17 protein-coding genes and 9 tRNA genes are annotated in these 15799 nt (G+C 44.1%); 21 read left to right on the forward strand and 5 right to left on the reverse strand.

Annotated elements, in window-relative coordinates; genetic code table 11:
- Positions 1–612 precede the first annotated feature (612 nt).
- The 7 genes from MMA19_RS20385 (at position 613) to MMA19_RS20415 (ending at position 1945) form a co-directional block, all read left to right on the forward strand.
- Entirely contained in the window at positions 613–804 is a 192-nt protein-coding gene (locus tag MMA19_RS20385) for a hypothetical protein (protein WP_240207097.1), read from the forward strand.
- A gap of 153 nt (positions 805–957) precedes the next feature.
- Positions 958–1206: a hypothetical protein gene (locus tag MMA19_RS20390; RefSeq protein ID WP_240207098.1), complete on the forward strand. Its 249-nt coding sequence runs from the start codon at positions 958–960 to the stop codon at positions 1204–1206.
- A gap of 233 nt (positions 1207–1439) precedes the next feature.
- Positions 1440–1515, forward strand: a tRNA-Phe gene (locus tag MMA19_RS20395).
- Between the two features lie 56 nt (positions 1516–1571).
- A tRNA-Thr gene (locus tag MMA19_RS20400) sits at positions 1572–1647 on the forward strand.
- A 19-nt stretch (positions 1648–1666) separates the two neighbouring features.
- Positions 1667–1742: transfer RNA gene (locus MMA19_RS20405), tRNA-Asn, on the forward strand.
- Between the two features lie 32 nt (positions 1743–1774).
- Positions 1775–1850, forward strand: a tRNA-Thr gene (locus MMA19_RS20410).
- A gap of 19 nt (positions 1851–1869) precedes the next feature.
- Positions 1870–1945: transfer RNA gene (locus MMA19_RS20415), tRNA-Asn, on the forward strand.
- 139 nt (positions 1946–2084) lie between these two features.
- On the opposite strand, the gene MMA19_RS20420 is transcribed toward MMA19_RS20415, so the two are convergent.
- Both MMA19_RS20420 and MMA19_RS20425 read right to left on the reverse strand, forming a co-directional pair.
- Positions 2085–3194, reverse strand: coding sequence for a PilT/PilU family type 4a pilus ATPase (locus MMA19_RS20420; protein ID WP_240207099.1), 1110 nt, complete (start codon positions 3192–3194; stop codon positions 2085–2087).
- A gap of 9 nt (positions 3195–3203) precedes the next feature.
- Complete coding sequence (locus tag MMA19_RS20425) at positions 3204–4244, reverse strand: type IV pilus twitching motility protein PilT (RefSeq protein WP_240207100.1); 1041 nt, start codon at positions 4242–4244, stop codon at positions 3204–3206.
- A gap of 25 nt (positions 4245–4269) precedes the next feature.
- On the opposite strand from MMA19_RS20425, the gene MMA19_RS20430 reads away from it, so the two are divergent.
- From MMA19_RS20430 to hemW, 7 genes are read left to right on the forward strand one after another with little or no spacing between them, the layout of a single operon-like run.
- Positions 4270–4980, forward strand: coding sequence for a YggS family pyridoxal phosphate-dependent enzyme (locus MMA19_RS20430; protein WP_031496887.1), 711 nt, complete (start codon positions 4270–4272; stop codon positions 4978–4980).
- 46 nt (positions 4981–5026) lie between these two features.
- The gene (gene proC / locus MMA19_RS20435) at positions 5027–5845 is read left to right on the forward strand and encodes a pyrroline-5-carboxylate reductase (RefSeq protein ID WP_006075532.1); all 819 of its coding nucleotides are present in this window, start codon (positions 5027–5029) and stop codon (positions 5843–5845) included.
- A 31-nt stretch (positions 5846–5876) separates the two neighbouring features.
- Positions 5877–6434 carry a YggT family protein gene (locus MMA19_RS20440; RefSeq protein ID WP_006075533.1) on the forward strand — a complete coding sequence of 186 codons (558 nt, stop codon included), beginning with the start codon at positions 5877–5879 and terminating at the stop codon, positions 6432–6434.
- On the forward strand, positions 6434–6721 hold the full coding sequence (gene yggU / locus MMA19_RS20445) for a DUF167 family protein YggU (protein WP_006075534.1): 288 nt from the start codon (positions 6434–6436) through the stop codon (positions 6719–6721). Before MMA19_RS20440 ends, yggU begins: the two co-directional genes overlap by 1 nt.
- A 24-nt stretch (positions 6722–6745) precedes the next feature.
- Positions 6746–7177 carry a DUF4426 domain-containing protein gene (locus tag MMA19_RS20450; RefSeq protein WP_006075535.1) on the forward strand — a complete coding sequence of 144 codons (432 nt, stop codon included), beginning with the start codon at positions 6746–6748 and terminating at the stop codon, positions 7175–7177.
- A gap of 48 nt (positions 7178–7225) precedes the next feature.
- Positions 7226–7828: an XTP/dITP diphosphatase gene (locus MMA19_RS20455; RefSeq protein ID WP_240207101.1), complete on the forward strand. Its 603-nt coding sequence runs from the start codon at positions 7226–7228 to the stop codon at positions 7826–7828.
- Positions 7829–7844: 16 nt separating this feature from the next.
- Positions 7845–8993 (forward strand): radical SAM family heme chaperone HemW, encoded by a 1149-nt coding sequence (gene hemW, locus MMA19_RS20460; RefSeq protein ID WP_240207168.1) that lies wholly within the window; start codon positions 7845–7847, stop codon positions 8991–8993.
- Positions 8994–9022: 29 nt separating this feature from the next.
- Here hemW and glsB read toward each other — a convergent pair whose 3' ends face one another.
- Together glsB and trmB are read right to left on the reverse strand one after the other, a co-directional pair.
- Entirely contained in the window at positions 9023–9943 is a 921-nt protein-coding gene (gene glsB, locus MMA19_RS20465) for a glutaminase B (protein WP_062459974.1), read from the reverse strand.
- A gap of 85 nt (positions 9944–10028) precedes the next feature.
- A complete protein-coding gene (gene trmB / locus MMA19_RS20470; RefSeq protein ID WP_240207102.1) occupies positions 10029–10748 on the reverse strand; it encodes a tRNA (guanosine(46)-N7)-methyltransferase TrmB in 720 nt (239 codons plus the stop codon).
- A 153-nt stretch (positions 10749–10901) separates the two neighbouring features.
- On the opposite strand from trmB, the gene mutY reads away from it, so the two are divergent.
- From mutY to MMA19_RS20505, 7 genes are all read left to right on the forward strand, one after another.
- Positions 10902–11948 carry an A/G-specific adenine glycosylase gene (gene mutY, locus MMA19_RS20475; RefSeq protein ID WP_038224374.1) on the forward strand — a complete coding sequence of 349 codons (1047 nt, stop codon included), beginning with the start codon at positions 10902–10904 and terminating at the stop codon, positions 11946–11948.
- Between the two features lie 14 nt (positions 11949–11962).
- Positions 11963–12235: an oxidative damage protection protein gene (locus MMA19_RS20480; RefSeq protein ID WP_038224304.1), complete on the forward strand. Its 273-nt coding sequence runs from the start codon at positions 11963–11965 to the stop codon at positions 12233–12235.
- 54 nt (positions 12236–12289) lie between these two features.
- Positions 12290–13423: a membrane-bound lytic murein transglycosylase MltC gene (gene mltC, locus MMA19_RS20485; protein ID WP_038224375.1), complete on the forward strand. Its 1134-nt coding sequence runs from the start codon at positions 12290–12292 to the stop codon at positions 13421–13423.
- A 125-nt stretch (positions 13424–13548) separates the two neighbouring features.
- A tRNA-Phe gene (locus MMA19_RS20490) sits at positions 13549–13624 on the forward strand.
- Between the two features lie 58 nt (positions 13625–13682).
- Positions 13683–13758: transfer RNA gene (locus MMA19_RS20495), tRNA-Thr, on the forward strand.
- A gap of 7 nt (positions 13759–13765) precedes the next feature.
- Positions 13766–13841 (forward strand) — tRNA-Phe (locus MMA19_RS20500).
- A 55-nt stretch (positions 13842–13896) separates the two neighbouring features.
- A tRNA-Asn gene (locus MMA19_RS20505) sits at positions 13897–13972 on the forward strand.
- A gap of 255 nt (positions 13973–14227) precedes the next feature.
- On the opposite strand, the gene MMA19_RS20510 is transcribed toward MMA19_RS20505, so the two are convergent.
- Positions 14228–15550 (reverse strand): sodium:proton antiporter, encoded by a 1323-nt coding sequence (locus MMA19_RS20510; RefSeq protein WP_240207103.1) that lies wholly within the window; start codon positions 15548–15550, stop codon positions 14228–14230.
- Positions 15551–15799: the final 249 nt, after the last annotated feature.

Genomic DNA, 15799 nt, shown 5'->3' on the forward strand with positions numbered 1-15799 from the left:
CGCGGGTTCGAGTCCCGTCCACTCCGCCACTTATTAGAAAACCCGATGCGAAAGCGTCGGGTTTTTTATTATCTAAAATTTGATTGCTTCCTTTTTCAAGGAAATCGACTTCCGGTTGATTTCAACCCTAGACTAGGCACTCCTGTCGAAAGACTGGGACTTTTACATTTCTCAAAAGATAGCTTCACACGCAGAACATTACCCTAGAGTAAGTGCTCTTTCCCTACCACCATCTCTTTCCCTACCACCATATCGATATCCACAAGGCTTTTGATATTCCTTTTAATATGAGCCTACTGTTATCCTCCTAGTGCACCGTTGTGCTGAAGACAATAAGCTAAAAGATAGTAAACAAGAGATGACTCTATGTCATTGCCTGTCACACCGGTTATTAGACTGAGTAGTCTTGTGGTCGCTTCGAGTAGCATGCAATGTAGATGATAAAGCACGCGTTACAGAAGTTTTTACTAGTACCTACTCTACAAGCGTTTAGCTAGAAAACCCATCCTTAGGGATAAGCTAACAGAGCAAGTAAATAATGCTATCGTCATAAGAATACGGTGTAATTACATCTACAAAGATAGCGAATACGTCTATATAGCTGATGAGGATATGACGTTTATTGTTGTTCCTCTTGACCCAGTGCTTCTGCGCTATGGTACGAGTTTTCACAATTTCAAAGATAGTGTCGGACAGAGTATTACAGACATTATCCTTTCTGAGCTTGATGCTGATGTCCGCAATATCGCTCGGGTTCTGGGTGTGATTGTGATATTGATGAGCAGATCAATCTACTTGCATTGAATGCCGCTATCGGGCTGCTTGTGCTTGGGGAGCAAGGCAGAAGCTTTAGAAGCTTTGTTGTTGCTACTGAAGTCAGAAATATTGTTTGCCGGACTCAACAAAGCATAAAAGAGATTCTAGAAATGATGGGTAATCTTCAGTAAGGCTCACAACATGCCTCAGTTGCCTTGCAAGAAGTTGTTGCTCCTTTTAGATGTTATTACAGAGAAAAGCCTTCAAATTGCGATAGTGGCAGCAGAACAAACAGTGGTGAGTGACGATTTCTCTCAACGATTAAACATGATTGAACAAAGTGGCACTGAACTTCGCTCGGCTGTAGAAGAAACATCGCAGGCCACTCGTTCATTAAATCAACTGTCGTTAGAGCTGTACCACAAAGTAGCTCGCTTTGAGGTTCAGTAATCAAGGCTTTTCTCTTTGTACTAGGGGACAAAATCTTAACTTTTTTGGTACTGGAAAAGTTAATGAGCCTAGTTTATCTATATTCATTAATAGAGCCGAACGACTGCTAGGGCTTGTTTTTGAGCGCCAAATGAATAAAAACAGAACGCTAAGTATAGAAAAGCACCAAACGATATTTTTTTTGCAATTTAGTGTTGACGTAAAGGACGAAAAACCGTTTAATACACCTCGTCGCCCGGATAGCTCAGTCGGTAGAGCAGAGGATTGAAAATCCTCGTGTCGGTGGTTCGATTCCGCCTCCGGGCACCACAATTTAGATTGTTGGTGCTGTTAACAGTAGTACGAGCAATAACAAATAAAGTGTCGCCGACTTAGCTCAGTAGGTAGAGCAACTGACTTGTAATCAGTAGGTCACCAGTTCGATTCCGGTAGTCGGCACCATTTATTTACGTAAAGTAATTCCCCCTTAGTTCAGTTGGTAGAACGGCGGACTGTTAATCCGTATGTCGCAGGTTCGAGTCCCGCAGGGGGAGCCACTTTTAAAAGTAAGCAAAAGCTTGCTTTAAGTGCCGACTTAGCTCAGTAGGTAGAGCAACTGACTTGTAATCAGTAGGTCACCAGTTCGATTCCGGTAGTCGGCACCACTTTATTGCGAAAAGCAATTCCCCCTTAGTTCAGTTGGTAGAACGGCGGACTGTTAATCCGTATGTCGCAGGTTCGAGTCCCGCAGGGGGAGCCACATTATAAAGGCTGCATCTTACGATGCAGCCTTTTTTGTTATCTTGAGTTTGCCTTCCCTCTACTGAACTGTAAAAAAGACCGTATTGCAGTAGTACAGTCTTTTCGAAGTGTTTTCTCACGCTGGTTAGAGCCAGTGATTAGCTCATATCTATCTTAATATCGCTAAGGTTTGATGAGCTGTTATTGTCGTTACTTTGAAGCTTTAACATTAATCTGAGATCATTTCGCGAATCAGCACTGTGCAAAGCGTCCTCTTGATTTATCTTGCCTGCTGAAACCAAATCAAATAACGCCTGATCAAAGGTTTGCATTCCGACTTCTTTACCCTTCGCAATTGCAGCTTTGATTTCATGTAAATCACCTTTACGGATGAGTTCGGAAATACGAGGACTATTTAGGAGAACCTCGAAAACGCCGTGACGGCCCTGTCCATTCTTATCTCGAATGAGCTGTTGTCCTACGATGCCTTTTAAATTCGAAGATAAGTCAAAGAGGAACTGTTCCCGTCTATCTTCCGGTGTAAGGTGTAGTATTCGCTCTAAAGCTTGGCTAGCATTATTCGCGTGCAATGTTGCGATACAAAGGTGCCCAGTTTCAGCAAACGACATGGCGTATTCCATCGTTTCCCTAGAACGTATCTCACCAATTAAAATCATATCAGGAGCTTGTCGGAGTGAATTTTTAAGAGCGACTTCATAACTTTCAGTATCCAGCCCAACCTCACGCTGTGTCACGATACATTTTGCGTGCTCATGAACGAATTCAATGGGATCTTCGACGGTAAGAATATGACCACTGCGGTGCTGATTTCGATAACCTGTCATCGCTGCCATAGTGGTAGATTTACCCGAACCAGTAGCTCCTACCACTAAGACTAAACCGCGTTTAGCTATTGCAAGATCTTGCAATACTTCTGGCAACGAAAGCTGCTCGAAGGTCGGTATCTGAGTTTCAATTCTTCGGATGACTGCACCAGGCAATTCTCGCTGGTAGAATGCACTTACTCTAAAACGGCCGTATGGCTTCACTATCGCAAAATTAGCTTCTTTTGTTGTCTGATACTCCGAGTACTTAGAACGCTCCATAACGCTGCTTAAAAGCGCTTGAATCACCTCTGCAGTGAGCTTGTCATCTTTTTCTTGCAGTTCGCCATCTACGCGATATAACAGTGGCGCATCGACTGTTAAGTAAAGATCAGAGGCTTTTTCGTCAAGCATGTGATTTAGAATGGTATCAATGTTGTGCATTATCTCGTCCTATTGAAACATTGAACCATGTTGTTCAATTTTCTTATTCACTTCTTCTAGTTCAACCACTCCTTGAGACAATAACCGTTTAGAGTGTTGTTCCATGGTCTGCATACCACTTGCCGCACCTGTTTGGATAATTGAGTACATCTGAGCTACTTTATCTTCTCGAATTAGGTTTCTGATAGCGGGTGTCGCTAGCATAATTTCATGACAAGCGATGCGCCCACCTCCCACGCGCTTTAACAGAGTTTGTGCGATAACAGCTCGTAAAGATTCTGAGAGCATAGAGCGAACCATTTCTTTGTCTTGGCCTGGAAAGACATCAATGATTCGGTCAATGGTTTTAGCTGCAGAACTTGTGTGTAGGGTACCAAATACTAAGTGACCCGTTTCGGCAGCGGTAAGAGCTAAGCTAATGGTCTCTTGATCTCGAAGCTCACCGACTAAAATGATGTCCGGGTCTTCACGCAGTGCAGAGCGGAGTGCAGCTTTAAAACTGTGGGTGTCGCGATGAACTTCTCGCTGGTTAACCAAACATTTTTTATTCTGATGAACAAACTCAATAGGATCCTCAATGGTCAGAATATGTTTGTTTTGATGCTGGTTAATGTGGTCGACCATGGCTGCTAGTGTCGTCGATTTACCTGAACCAGTCGGCCCTGTTACTAATACCAAGCCGCGTTCTAAACCGGCTATCTTGGAAAATTTGTCGGGTGCGTCTATTTGCGCCAGTGTTGGGACTTCACTGGGGATGGTACGAAAAACGGCAGAGCAGCCACGAGATTGATTAAACGCATTGACACGAAAACGACCGATATCGGGCACATCAAATGAAAAATCGATTTCGAGATGCTCTTCGTATTCGCTGCGCTGTTTATCATTCATAATGTCAAAAACTAATTTATGGACCTCAGAATGCTCAAGAGCAGGGATACCAAGCTTTCTTACTTCACCATCAATACGTACCATAGGTGGGACACCAGCAGAAAGGTGTAGATCTGAAGCGTTATGCTTTACACTAAAGTCTAGTAACTCGGTGATATCCATTCATTTTCCTTATAATTTGTAAGCTATGACTAGTATTCAACAAAATATCGAACTAATCACCTCCCAAATTGCACAGGCTGAGCAAAAGTGCGGGAGAGCGCAAGGTGATGTGCAATTGCTCGCGGTCAGTAAAACTAAGCCTATTGAGGCAATTTTAGACGCATGTCAGGCAGGTCAACGTCGTTTTGGCGAAAACTATGTTCAAGAAGGCGTTTCTAAAGTTGTTCATTTCAATGAACAACATGGTGATATAGATATTGAATGGCACTTTATTGGACCTATTCAGTCGAATAAAACACGACCAGTCGCAGAGCACTTTGACTGGGTTCATACTGTAGAGCGTGCCAAAATCGCACAACGACTTAATGATCAGCGCCCTCAAGGTATGAAGCCTATTCAAGTACTGATTCAGGTGAACACTAGCAGTGAAGCAAGTAAGTCTGGTGTCGATAGCGAGCAAGTTTTAGAGCTTGCCCAATTGATTTCCTCATTACCAAACCTCACGTTAAGAGGAGTAATGTCAATTCCAGAGAATGTTAGTGACTATCAATCTCAGCTCATTGCTTTTAAAGCACTGGCAGAGGTCAAAAACTTGCTGGCAGAAAAGCACCCTCAAGTCGATACGCTATCGATGGGTATGAGTGGTGATATGGAAGCGGCGATAGAAGCTGGAAGTACCATAGTTCGAATTGGAACAGCTATCTTTGGTGCGAGAGATTACAGCAACAAAGCGTAACACATAAGAGAGTGACGCAAAGTACCTCTAATTTAGGATAGGGTTAATGGAACAAAGAAAGATCGCATTCATTGGTGCGGGCAATATGACTCGCTCCATCGTCGCGGGATTGGTGGCCAGTGGCTACCGTCCAGATTGTATTACTGCGACAAATCCTAGCGAAGCAAAGTTAGTTGCTTTGCAGCAGGCTTATGATATTCAAGTGACGACGAACAATACTGAGGCAGCACAACAAGCCGATGTGATTGTGATGGCTGTGAAACCTCAATTAATGGAACAAGTGGCTAAACCACTTCAGTCGATTGATTTTCAGGGCAAACTGGTCATTTCAATTGCGGCCGGAATCTCAATAGAGCGTCTGCAACAAATGTTTGCCAGCCCACTAAATCTGATTCGAGTAATGCCGAATACACCTTCTTTACTAGGTGAGGGTATGAGTGGTCTATTTGCTTCCCCAATAACACCCGTTAGTGATAAAACCTATGCAGGTGAGCTGATGCAGGCTGTTGGTAAAGTTTGTTGGGTTGAGCAAGAATCCGGCATCAATGACATTATCGCTGCCGCTGGTAGTGCTCCGGCGTATTTCTTCCTCTTCATGGAAGCGATTCAGCAACAAGCGATAGCAAGTGGCTTTGATGGAGACACCGCTCGCCTGTTGGTGCAACAAACCGCATTAGGCGCAGCTAAAATGGTTAATGAGAATCCAGATACTGATTTAGCTACCCTGCGCCAACAGGTCACCTCTAAAGGAGGGACAACGGCAGAAGCGGTTCGTACGCTTGAGGAAAATGATATTCGAGGCATTGTTGCTAAAGCGATGCAATCGGCCGTGACCCGTGCTGAAGAAATGGAAAAACTGTTTTAATCCCAACAATGATAACTCGTAAGGGCTAGTTATGAATTCAATGAGTTTCTTGGTTTCGACCTTGTTTGATCTCTACATTATGGTCGTGATTTTGCGCATTTGGCTACAGGCAGCACGCGCAGACTTCTACAACCCGTTTTCACAGTTTATTGTGAAAGCAACCCAACCTGTAGTAGCGCCACTAAGACGAATGATTCCGTCTATTGGCGCTATTGATATGGCGACGTTACTGTTTGCTTACGTTCTTTGTGTTGGTAAATACGTGGCTTTGGTACTGATAGCTTCTGGTGGCAACTTTAGCTTCGGTGCTGACTTCTTGTTCCTAGGTTTGCTTTCTCTGATTAAAGCTGCGGGTGGCTTGTTGTTCTGGGTACTATTAATTCGTGCAATCTTAAGCTGGGTCAGTCAAGGGCGTAGTCCGATCGAGTATGTCTTCCATCAATTGACAGAGCCTATGTTGGCACCAATTCGCCGAATCATTCCAGCGATGGGTGGGTTTGATTTGAGTGTGTTAGTGCTATTTATTGTGCTGCAGTTTGCTAATTTTCTAATGGGCGATCTTATTGGTCCAATTTGGTATCGACTTTAATGTCAGCCGTAAAACAGGATGGAGAAGACCTCATTCTTCGTATTTATGTTCAACCTAAAGCCAGTCGAGACAAGCTGGTGGGAGAGCATGGTGAAGAATTTAAGGTGGCGATTACTGCTCCTCCTGTTGATGGAAAGGCCAATGCGCATTTGAGCAAGTACCTTGCTAAACAATTTAAAGTCGCAAAGGGACAAGTGTTGATTGAGAAAGGTGAGCTTGGAAGGCACAAACAACTTCGAATAGTGTCACCTGCACTGATTCCCAAGGAATTTATGGCCCTCTTATGAGGGCTTTTTTAAAGGAGAAGAACAATGAAAAAGTGGTTATTGTTGATTTCGGCATTGATGGTGACTGGGTTAGCTCAAGCGGAACAGTTCAAAACAATCAAGGATGCAGAAGTGCATTATGTGGTGTTTAACTCGACGTTTATGACGCCACAAGTGGCGCGTAGCTATGGTTTGAAGCGTAATGAGTTTGTTGCAACGGTGAATATCAGTGTCCTTGATCGTTCAAGCGCGGGTAAGCCTGCCATGCCAGTATCGATCAAAGGCAATGCTAAAAACCTGATTGGCCAAACCAAAACGCTCGAGTTTAAAGAAATTAAGGAAGGAGATGCGATATACTACTTGGCTCAATTTCCTATCGTGAACGAAGAGCAGTACCGATTCACGATTGATATTGATGCTGGAAACAAAGGTCGCGGTCCTATTACCTTTAGTCAGAAACTGTATGTAGAACCTTAAGGTTCCAGTAAATACCAACGCTTAAGCTTACTAACTCGAGAGAAACCCATGAGTAAAAAAATCGTACTTGCAACCGGCAATCAAGGCAAAGTAAAAGAGATGGCTGATTTGCTGTCTGATTTTGGTTTTGAAGTCCATGCCCAAAGTGAATTCAATGTCTCAGAAGTGGCTGAAACTGGTACGACATTCATCGAGAATGCAATCATCAAGGCCAGACATGCCGCTGAAGAAACAGGACTAGCTGCGATTGCAGATGACTCTGGGTTAGAAGTTGACTATTTAAAAGGCGCACCGGGTATCTACTCTGCTCGTTATTCTGGGGAGGGGGCGACGGACAAGCGTAACCTAGATAAAGTACTAGAAGAGTTGAAAGGGGTTCCTGAAGCCCAGAGAACAGCACGGTTTCATTGCGTGTTGGTGCTAATGCGTCATGCCGCTGATCCTACGCCGATCGTTTGCCATGGAAAATGGGAAGGTCGTATTCTAACGGAGCCAAGTGGTGACAATGGTTTTGGTTATGATCCGATTTTCTTTGTGCCTGAAGACAACTGTGCGTCTGCTGACCTCGAGCCTGCACGTAAAAAACAGCTGTCACATCGCGGTAAAGCGTTAAAGGAGCTTTTCGCAACGATTAAGGCGCAAGGTCTTTAACATGGAGCCAACACCTGTGCTGGTACCGCCGCCGCTGAGTCTCTATATCCATATTCCTTGGTGTGTTCAAAAATGTCCATACTGCGACTTTAACTCGCATGCCCAAAAGGGAGATATTCCCCAACAAGCATACATAACGGCGTTACTTGAGGATTTAGATACTGATATTCGTCAATACGGATTGGCTTCAGATTCTCGCCCGCTGCACTCAATTTTCATTGGTGGTGGTACACCAAGTTTAATCGCTCCAGAATACATTAAGCAGTTGCTTGATGGAGTAAGGGAGCGTATTCCATTTCGTGATGACATAGAAATCACTATGGAGGCCAATCCAGGAACGATCGAAGCTGCACGATTTGAGCAGTACCGAGTCGCAGGTGTCACACGCATCTCTATTGGTGTGCAGAGCTTTCAGCAAACCAAACTTGAGCGCTTAGGACGAATTCATGGTGAAAGTGAAGCGGTCAATGCAGCAAAGCTGGCTCATGAAATTGGCTTAAACAGCTTTAACTTGGATCTTATGCATGGATTACCAGATCAATCTATTGATGACGCATTAAGTGATCTTAAGCAGGCGATTGAATTGGCGCCACCGCATCTTTCGTGGTACCAACTCACAATCGAGCCGAATACCCTGTTCTACTCTAAGCCACCTACATTGCCAGATGATGATGATCTTTGGGATATCTTCGAGCAAGGACATCAAATGCTGGTGGAGGCAGGTTATCAGCAGTATGAGATTTCGGGCTATAGCAAGCCAGACTTTCAATGTCAGCATAACTTAAACTACTGGCGTTTTGGCGATTACCTAGGTATTGGCTGCGGTGCCCATGGTAAGTTGAGTTTTGCCGATGGTCGTATTGTTCGAACGACTAAAGTGAAGCACCCACGCGGCTATCTCAATATGTTAAAGCCATACCTAGATGCTCAAACCGAAGTGGCTCCGGAAGAGCGTCCATTTGAGTTCTTCATGAACCGTTTCAGGTTGTTGGAAGCATGTCCGCGAGTTGAATTTACAGAGCGGACAGGTTTGTCTGAAAGAGATATCGAAGACAAGGTAACTTGGGCTAAACAAAAAGGCTACATCAGTGAGACCTCGAAAGAGTGGCAGATCACCGATAAAGGTCGTTTGTTTTTAAATGATTTACTTGAAGGCTTTATGTAAAAAGGGAGGCGAAATGCCTCCCTTTTCAATTAAAATATAGAACGTCCAATTCGCTCCGAAAGCATCTCCAACGCTCTCGTCCCAGCGAGAGAGTTACCAGATTTATCCAGTTCTGGAGACCAAACCGCGATAGTCATTTCACCCGGAACAATCGCAATAATACCACCGCCCACACCTGACTTACCTGGCATGCCGACACGGTAAGCAAACTCTCCGGCACCATCATAGAGGCCGCATGTCGCCAATAACGCATTGAGCTGCTTGGTTTGTGTCGGTGTGATGATCTGCTTCTTAGTATTTACGGATTGCCCTTGATTGGCTAAATAACTAAAGGTTTTGGCAAGATCAACACAGCTCATCTTTAAAGCGCAGGCATGGAAATAGTTATTGAGAACAGGAATAACATCGTTATTAAAGTTACCAAACGAGCGCATTAGATAAGCGATAGCTGCATTGCGGTCACTGTGCATCATTTCTGAAGCTGCCACGATCTTATCGTAGACAATATGGTTGTCACCTGAAAGTGTTCTAACAAACTCCAATAGACGCTGCCTAGGCGCCGATAAGCGACTTTGCAGTAGGTCGGCTACCACAATCGCGCCAGCGTTAATAAACGGATTTCTCGGTATTCCTTGTTCCATCTCAAGCTGGATTAGTGAGTTAAAAGCTTGCCCTGAGGGTTCCTTGCCGACTCGCTGCCAGATTTCCTCTGGTTTATACAGCATCATTGCCAAAGTTAGGCTCAGTGCTTTGGAAATTGATTGTATAGAAAAGGACTCTTCGGCGTCTCCAGCGGTAATCACTTCACCTTCGTTGGTGTACACTGCTATGCCTAGTTTGTTGTTAGGTACTTTTGCAAGAGCAGGGATGTAGTCCGCGACTTTTCCTTGTCCAATCAGTGGTTTTACTTCACTGAGGATAGTAGAAAGAATCTGTTTAGTTGGTTTCATATTTGTTGTTCTCCCAACGTAAGCGCCAAAAAAAGCCAACGGGAGGTTGGCTTTTCAGGATTAGAATTCGATTAGCAATCGAAACTTAAGCTGTGCGGCGATATTTGATATCCCAAACACCATGACCAAGTCTGTGACCGCGAGCTTCAAACTTTGTTAAAGGACGATCATCTGGACGTGGTACAAAATCACCATCAGTAGCAATATTCTCATAGCCAGGTGCTTGGTTCATTACCTCGACCATATGCTCTGCATAGTTTTCCCAGTCTGTAGCCATGTGGAATACGCCAGTTTCTGGAATAAGCTTAGTTTTTACCATTTCAGCAAAATCTAACTGCACAATACGACGTTTGTGGTGACGCTTTTTATGCCATGGGTCAGGGAAGAACAACTGCATTGTACTTAGGCTGCTGTCCGGAATCATGTTGGCAAAGACTTCAACCGCATCGTGACACATAACACGCAGGTTAGTAATACCAGCATCGCGCGCTGATGATAGACATGCACCTACGCCTGGGCTGTGTACTTCAATGCCAATAAAGTTCTTTTCTGGTGCGTTCTTTGCCATTTCGACCAAAGAAGCGCCCATGCCGAAACCAACTTCAAGAACAACAGGGTTATTGTTACCAAATACCTGTTCCCAGTTGAGTAGTGACTCTTGGTAATCAATACCCATTGTAGGCCAGCACTCTTCCATCGCCGATTCTTGGCCTTTGGTTAGGCGTCCTTCACGACGAACAAAACTGCGAACTTTGCGAATCAGTTTGCCATCTTCTGTGTATTCGTTAGTAGTCACTTCACTCATTGGTTTAGCCTGTTCATTCAATAATCAGAGCGGGAATTATCCAAAGAATTTGCTCGCAAGCAAGCATTATCGGATCAGAATTTCACGCAGTTTTACTTCTGTTACTAAGTGTGGTGCAATTTCTAGTAAATTATAAGAGAGATGAGAGTAATTGTGACGCCTTTTGCACGCTCAATATTAGATTGGTATGAGAAATACGGTCGCAAAGAGCTACCGTGGCAACAACAGAAGACCGCCTATAAGGTTTGGTTGTCGGAAATCATGCTACAACAGACACAAGTGACCACCGTCATTCCATACTATGAAAGGTTTTTGGAGCACTTTCCCACAGTAGAGTCTTTGGCTAAAGCGCCACAAGATGAAGTGTTACACTTGTGGACGGGGTTGGGATATTACGCCCGAGCACGCAACCTTCATAAGGCCGCTCAAGTTGTTGTCGAACAGCATGGTGGTGAATTTCCTTTGTCACTCGAAGCAATGAATGCATTACCAGGAGTGGGGCGTTCGACCGCAGCTGCTGTTTTATCATCAGTTCATAAACTGCCTCATGCAATTCTCGATGGTAATGTAAAACGAACACTTGCTCGCAGCTTTGCTGTGGAAGGGTGGCCTGGGCAGAAAAAAGTAGAAAACCAGCTATGGCAAATTGCTGAACAACATACTCCCGCGGAAGATACGGATAAGTACAATCAAGCAATGATGGACATGGGGGCAATGGTTTGTACCAGAAGTCGACCAAAATGCACATTGTGCCCCGTAGAAAGCTTCTGTGTTGCTAATAAGCAGGGGAATCCTCTTGATTACCCGGGGAAGAAACCTAAGAAAACCAAACCTGAAAAAGAGACTTGGTTTGTGATTTTGAAACACCAAGATGAACTCTGGCTGGCTCAAAGGCCTCAAACGGGGATTTGGGGTGGTTTGTTTTGCTTCCCTGAGAGTCCTAGCGCGGATATTGATGAGGTGTTGGAGCAATATGGTATCCAACAGCGAAATATCCAATCCAGAGAGGTTGAAATCGCTTTTCGACATACATTCAGCCATTATCACCTCGATATAACGCCAATCGTCGTGACGCTTAACCAGCTTCCAACAATGGTTATGGAAGAGTCGAAAGGTCTTTGGTATAACATAACTAATCCAGAAAAGGTTGGATTAGCGGCACCAGTTAAGTCGCTAATTGAAACCTTACAACGACATTAATTGAGGATAACAATATGAGCCGTATGGTTTTTTGTGCTCACCTACAGAAAGATGCTGAAGGTCTCGACTTCCAATTGTACCCAGGTGAATTGGGTAAACGTATCTTCGATAACATTTCGAAAGAAGCATGGGCTTTATGGCAGTCTAAGCAGACCATGCTGATCAATGAGAAGAAACTCAACATGATGGATCCCGAGCATCGTAAGTTGATTGAAACTGAAATGGTGAACTTCTTGTTTGAAGGAAAGGATGTCGTCATCGACGGCTACACGCCGCCGTCAGAGTAATCTACAAGGAATAAATCAAACACCACCTTTTGGGTGGTGTTTTTAATGTTGTCTATGAAGAAGTTAATCTACTTTCTGGTTCCCCTATTGCTGGTGGGCTGTAGTCGCGAATTTATCGAGAAGATATATGATGTTAACTACGAGCCAACCAACCGCTTTGCTAAGAACTTAGCCGAACTCCCAGGCCAATATGTAAAAGACACAAAGGCGTTGGACGCGCTGATCAACAGCTTTAACGGTAATATCCAGAAGCGCTGGGGTAGTCGCGAAGTTAAGGTTGCTGGTAAAAGTAATTATGTGAAATACATTGATAACTACTTGAGCCGCGCCGAAGTTAACTTTAGTAAAGGTCTTATCACGATTGAAACCGTGTCTCCAACCGAGCCGGAGAAGCACCTTAAGGCCGCTATCGTGACAACGCTGTTGACGCCTGATGATCCATCAAGCGTTGACTTGTTCTCGTCTAAAGCCATTAAGTTAGAAGGTCAGCCGTTCCTTTATAACCAGGTTGTCGACCAAGAGAAAAAACCAATCCAATGGACGTGGCGTGCTAACCGTTTTGCCGATTATCTCATTGCGAATAAGTTAAAGACCAAAAACGTAGATTTCAAGAAGGCATACTACGTTGAGATCCCTATGGTAGCGGATCACTTTAAACAGCGTAGTTACCAGTATGCAGATATCGTACGCCGGGCTTCTAAGCGCTATGACATCCCGGAAGATCTTATCTACGCGATTATAAAAACAGAAAGTAGCTTTAACCCTTATGCGGTTAGCTGGGCTAATGCCTATGGTTTGATGCAGGTGGTGCCAAAGACTGCGGGTCGAGATGTGTTTAATCTTGTCAAAAACAAACCGGGAGAACCGACGCCAGAGTATTTGTTCAACCCTGAACAGAATATTGATACTGGGACGGCATACTTCTACATTCTAAAAAATCGCTACTTGAAAGATGTTAGGCATCCACTGTCGTTGGAGTACAGTATGATTTCCGCATATAACGGCGGGACGGGAGGGGTGCTGAAAACATTCCATAGTGACAGAAAGCGAGCTATGAACGACCTCAATTCGTTGCAACCGAATCAAGTTTATTGGGCGTTGACTAAAAAACACCCGAATGCTGAAGCGCGACGTTATTTGGAGAAAGTAACTAAATTCAAAAAAGATTTTAATGCTGGAAAAGGCTAATTTGTCCCGATCTGCGCAAAACGAATACGATTCGATGAAAAATGCAGCGCTTGAACGCTTTTTTGAAGTTTTTTTCAAAAAAGCGTTGACGGGAGACCGGAAAATCCGTTTAATAGCGCTCCGTTGCCCGGATAGCTCAGTCGGTAGAGCAGAGGATTGAAAATCCTCGTGTCGGTGGTTCGATTCCGCCTCCGGGCACCACAATTTGATATTGTTGGTGTTGATATAAATTAGCACGAGCAACGCAAAATAAAGTGTCGCCGACTTAGCTCAGTAGGTAGAGCAACTGACTTGTAATCAGTAGGTCACCAGTTCGATTCCGGTAGTCGGCACCATTTATTTGCCTCGATAGCTCAGTCGGTAGAGCAGAGGATTGAAAATCCTCGTGTCGGTGGTTCGATTCCGCCTCGAGGCACCATTATTTGGTGCTTAAGCAAATAGTGGTCTTAATGACCAGTGCTTACACAAATAATTCCCCCTTAGTTCAGTTGGTAGAACGGCGGACTGTTAATCCGTATGTCGCAGGTTCGAGTCCCGCAGGGGGAGCCACTTTAAAAAAGACCGCATCGAAAGATGCGGTCTTTTTGCATTTACGCTCCTAAGCTTTGCAAGCTTGATGTCGCTGACCTAAGCAGCCCCGTTGTAGCTACGAGTGCATGGTCAGTGGAGCCACTTATAAATAGGCCGTATCGTAAGATACGGCCTATTTTGCTTTTGATGTGTTTTAGTATTACTACTTCATTACTACATTCATAAAAAAGCCCCACCGATAAGGAGAGGCTCTTGGTAGATATTAAAAACTCACTATTCTTGATGGGCGTTGGTTTGCTCTTGAGCCGCTTTCTTTGCCGCCATTTCCTTCTCTGCAAGCTTCGCTTTTTCAATCATAGGCGTAATGGTGGAGCCTTGGATAAGAATAGAGAAAACCACCACAGAGTAGGTCATAACAAGAATTATCTCTTTAACGTCGATGAGTTTGTCTTCGATAACCCAAATTCCCGATGGAATAGAGAGTGCCATTGCTAAAGCAAGACCGCCGCGTAGGCCTCCCCACGTTAAAATTCGAACTGACCAAGGGTTATAAGTGCGATAGCGTTTAAAGCCTACATAGGCCAGTGCGACACTTAAATAGCGTGCACCAAGAACCAGAGGAATAGAGAAGGCCATCAAAATCCAGTCTTCTTGATGGAATTGAAACAGCAGCATCGACATACCAATAAGTAAGAACAGTACGCCATTTAAAAACTCATCAACAAGCTCCCAGAAGTGGTCTAGGTGGTCTTCTGTTTCTTTGGAGAAGCCGATATAACGAGTCCAGTTACCGATCATAATGCCTGACACCACCATCGACAATGGGCCTGAAACATGAAGCACTTCTGCAAAAGCATAGCCGGCTGTTGGGATACCTATGGTAAGTAGTAGTTCCATAGAGTGGTCGTCGGTCGAGCTAATTAGGTAGTGGAATACTAAACCTAAAACAAAGCCATATAAGATACCACCCAGAGCTTCTTGTAAGAACAGCATAGTCACGCTGCCGACAGTTGGTGTCTCACTGCCAAAAGCGATCGTAAAGAGAGTGACGAAGATAACCAGACCGAAACCATCGTTAAACAGTGACTCACCTTCAACCTGCGTTGAAACGCGTTCAGGCGCTTTGAGCTTTTTGACGATTGCCAATACTGCGATAGGGTCCGTTGGAGAGATAAGAGCACCAAACAGCAAGCAGTAGATGAGATCAAACTGAATGCCAATGACATTACAAAATCCATACAGCACAAAACCGATGAAGAAGGTCGAGAATAGTGTGGCACCGAGTGCGAGAACGGTGATTTCCCATTTCTGATCTTTTAAGTGAGGCAATTTAATACCCAAACCACCTGCAAAGAGTAAGAAACCAAGGATCCCTTGTAGAAGGAAGTCTTCAAAATCAATATCAGCTACGGTCTCTGTGGCAATCTCAGTAAGTTGAAACCAATCGTTTTGGCCAGCAATCAAGATGAGCAGCGACAGCATCATTGCACCAGCTGTGATGGCTATCGTAGTCTGCATTTTTCCTATCTTGCTGTTTACAAAGGCAATTAACATTGCCGCTGCCGACAAAAAACATAAAGTCTGATAAACGGACATCACTCCACCTAGTTTGTAAAAAAATGTTAATGGGATTTTGTGCTTCTCTTGCAGGAATATCAATCACTATTTTTGAATTCATTCCTCTTGTTTATAGATTAGAGCTTAATGAGGTAACTTGCGGATTTTTCTCATAACCGAAATGAAATTGTAGTCAGTGGATAGAATATAGAAGCGCTTGTGTCAGTCCTTTTAGTTAGATAACGTGGAAGATAATAAAACTAGAAAGATTTTTAGACGTCTAGATTT

Origin of the sequence: Vibrio sp. CyArs1 (assembly GCF_022432925.1) — a bacterium.
Lineage (GTDB): Bacteria > Pseudomonadota > Gammaproteobacteria > Enterobacterales > Vibrionaceae > Vibrio > Vibrio mediterranei.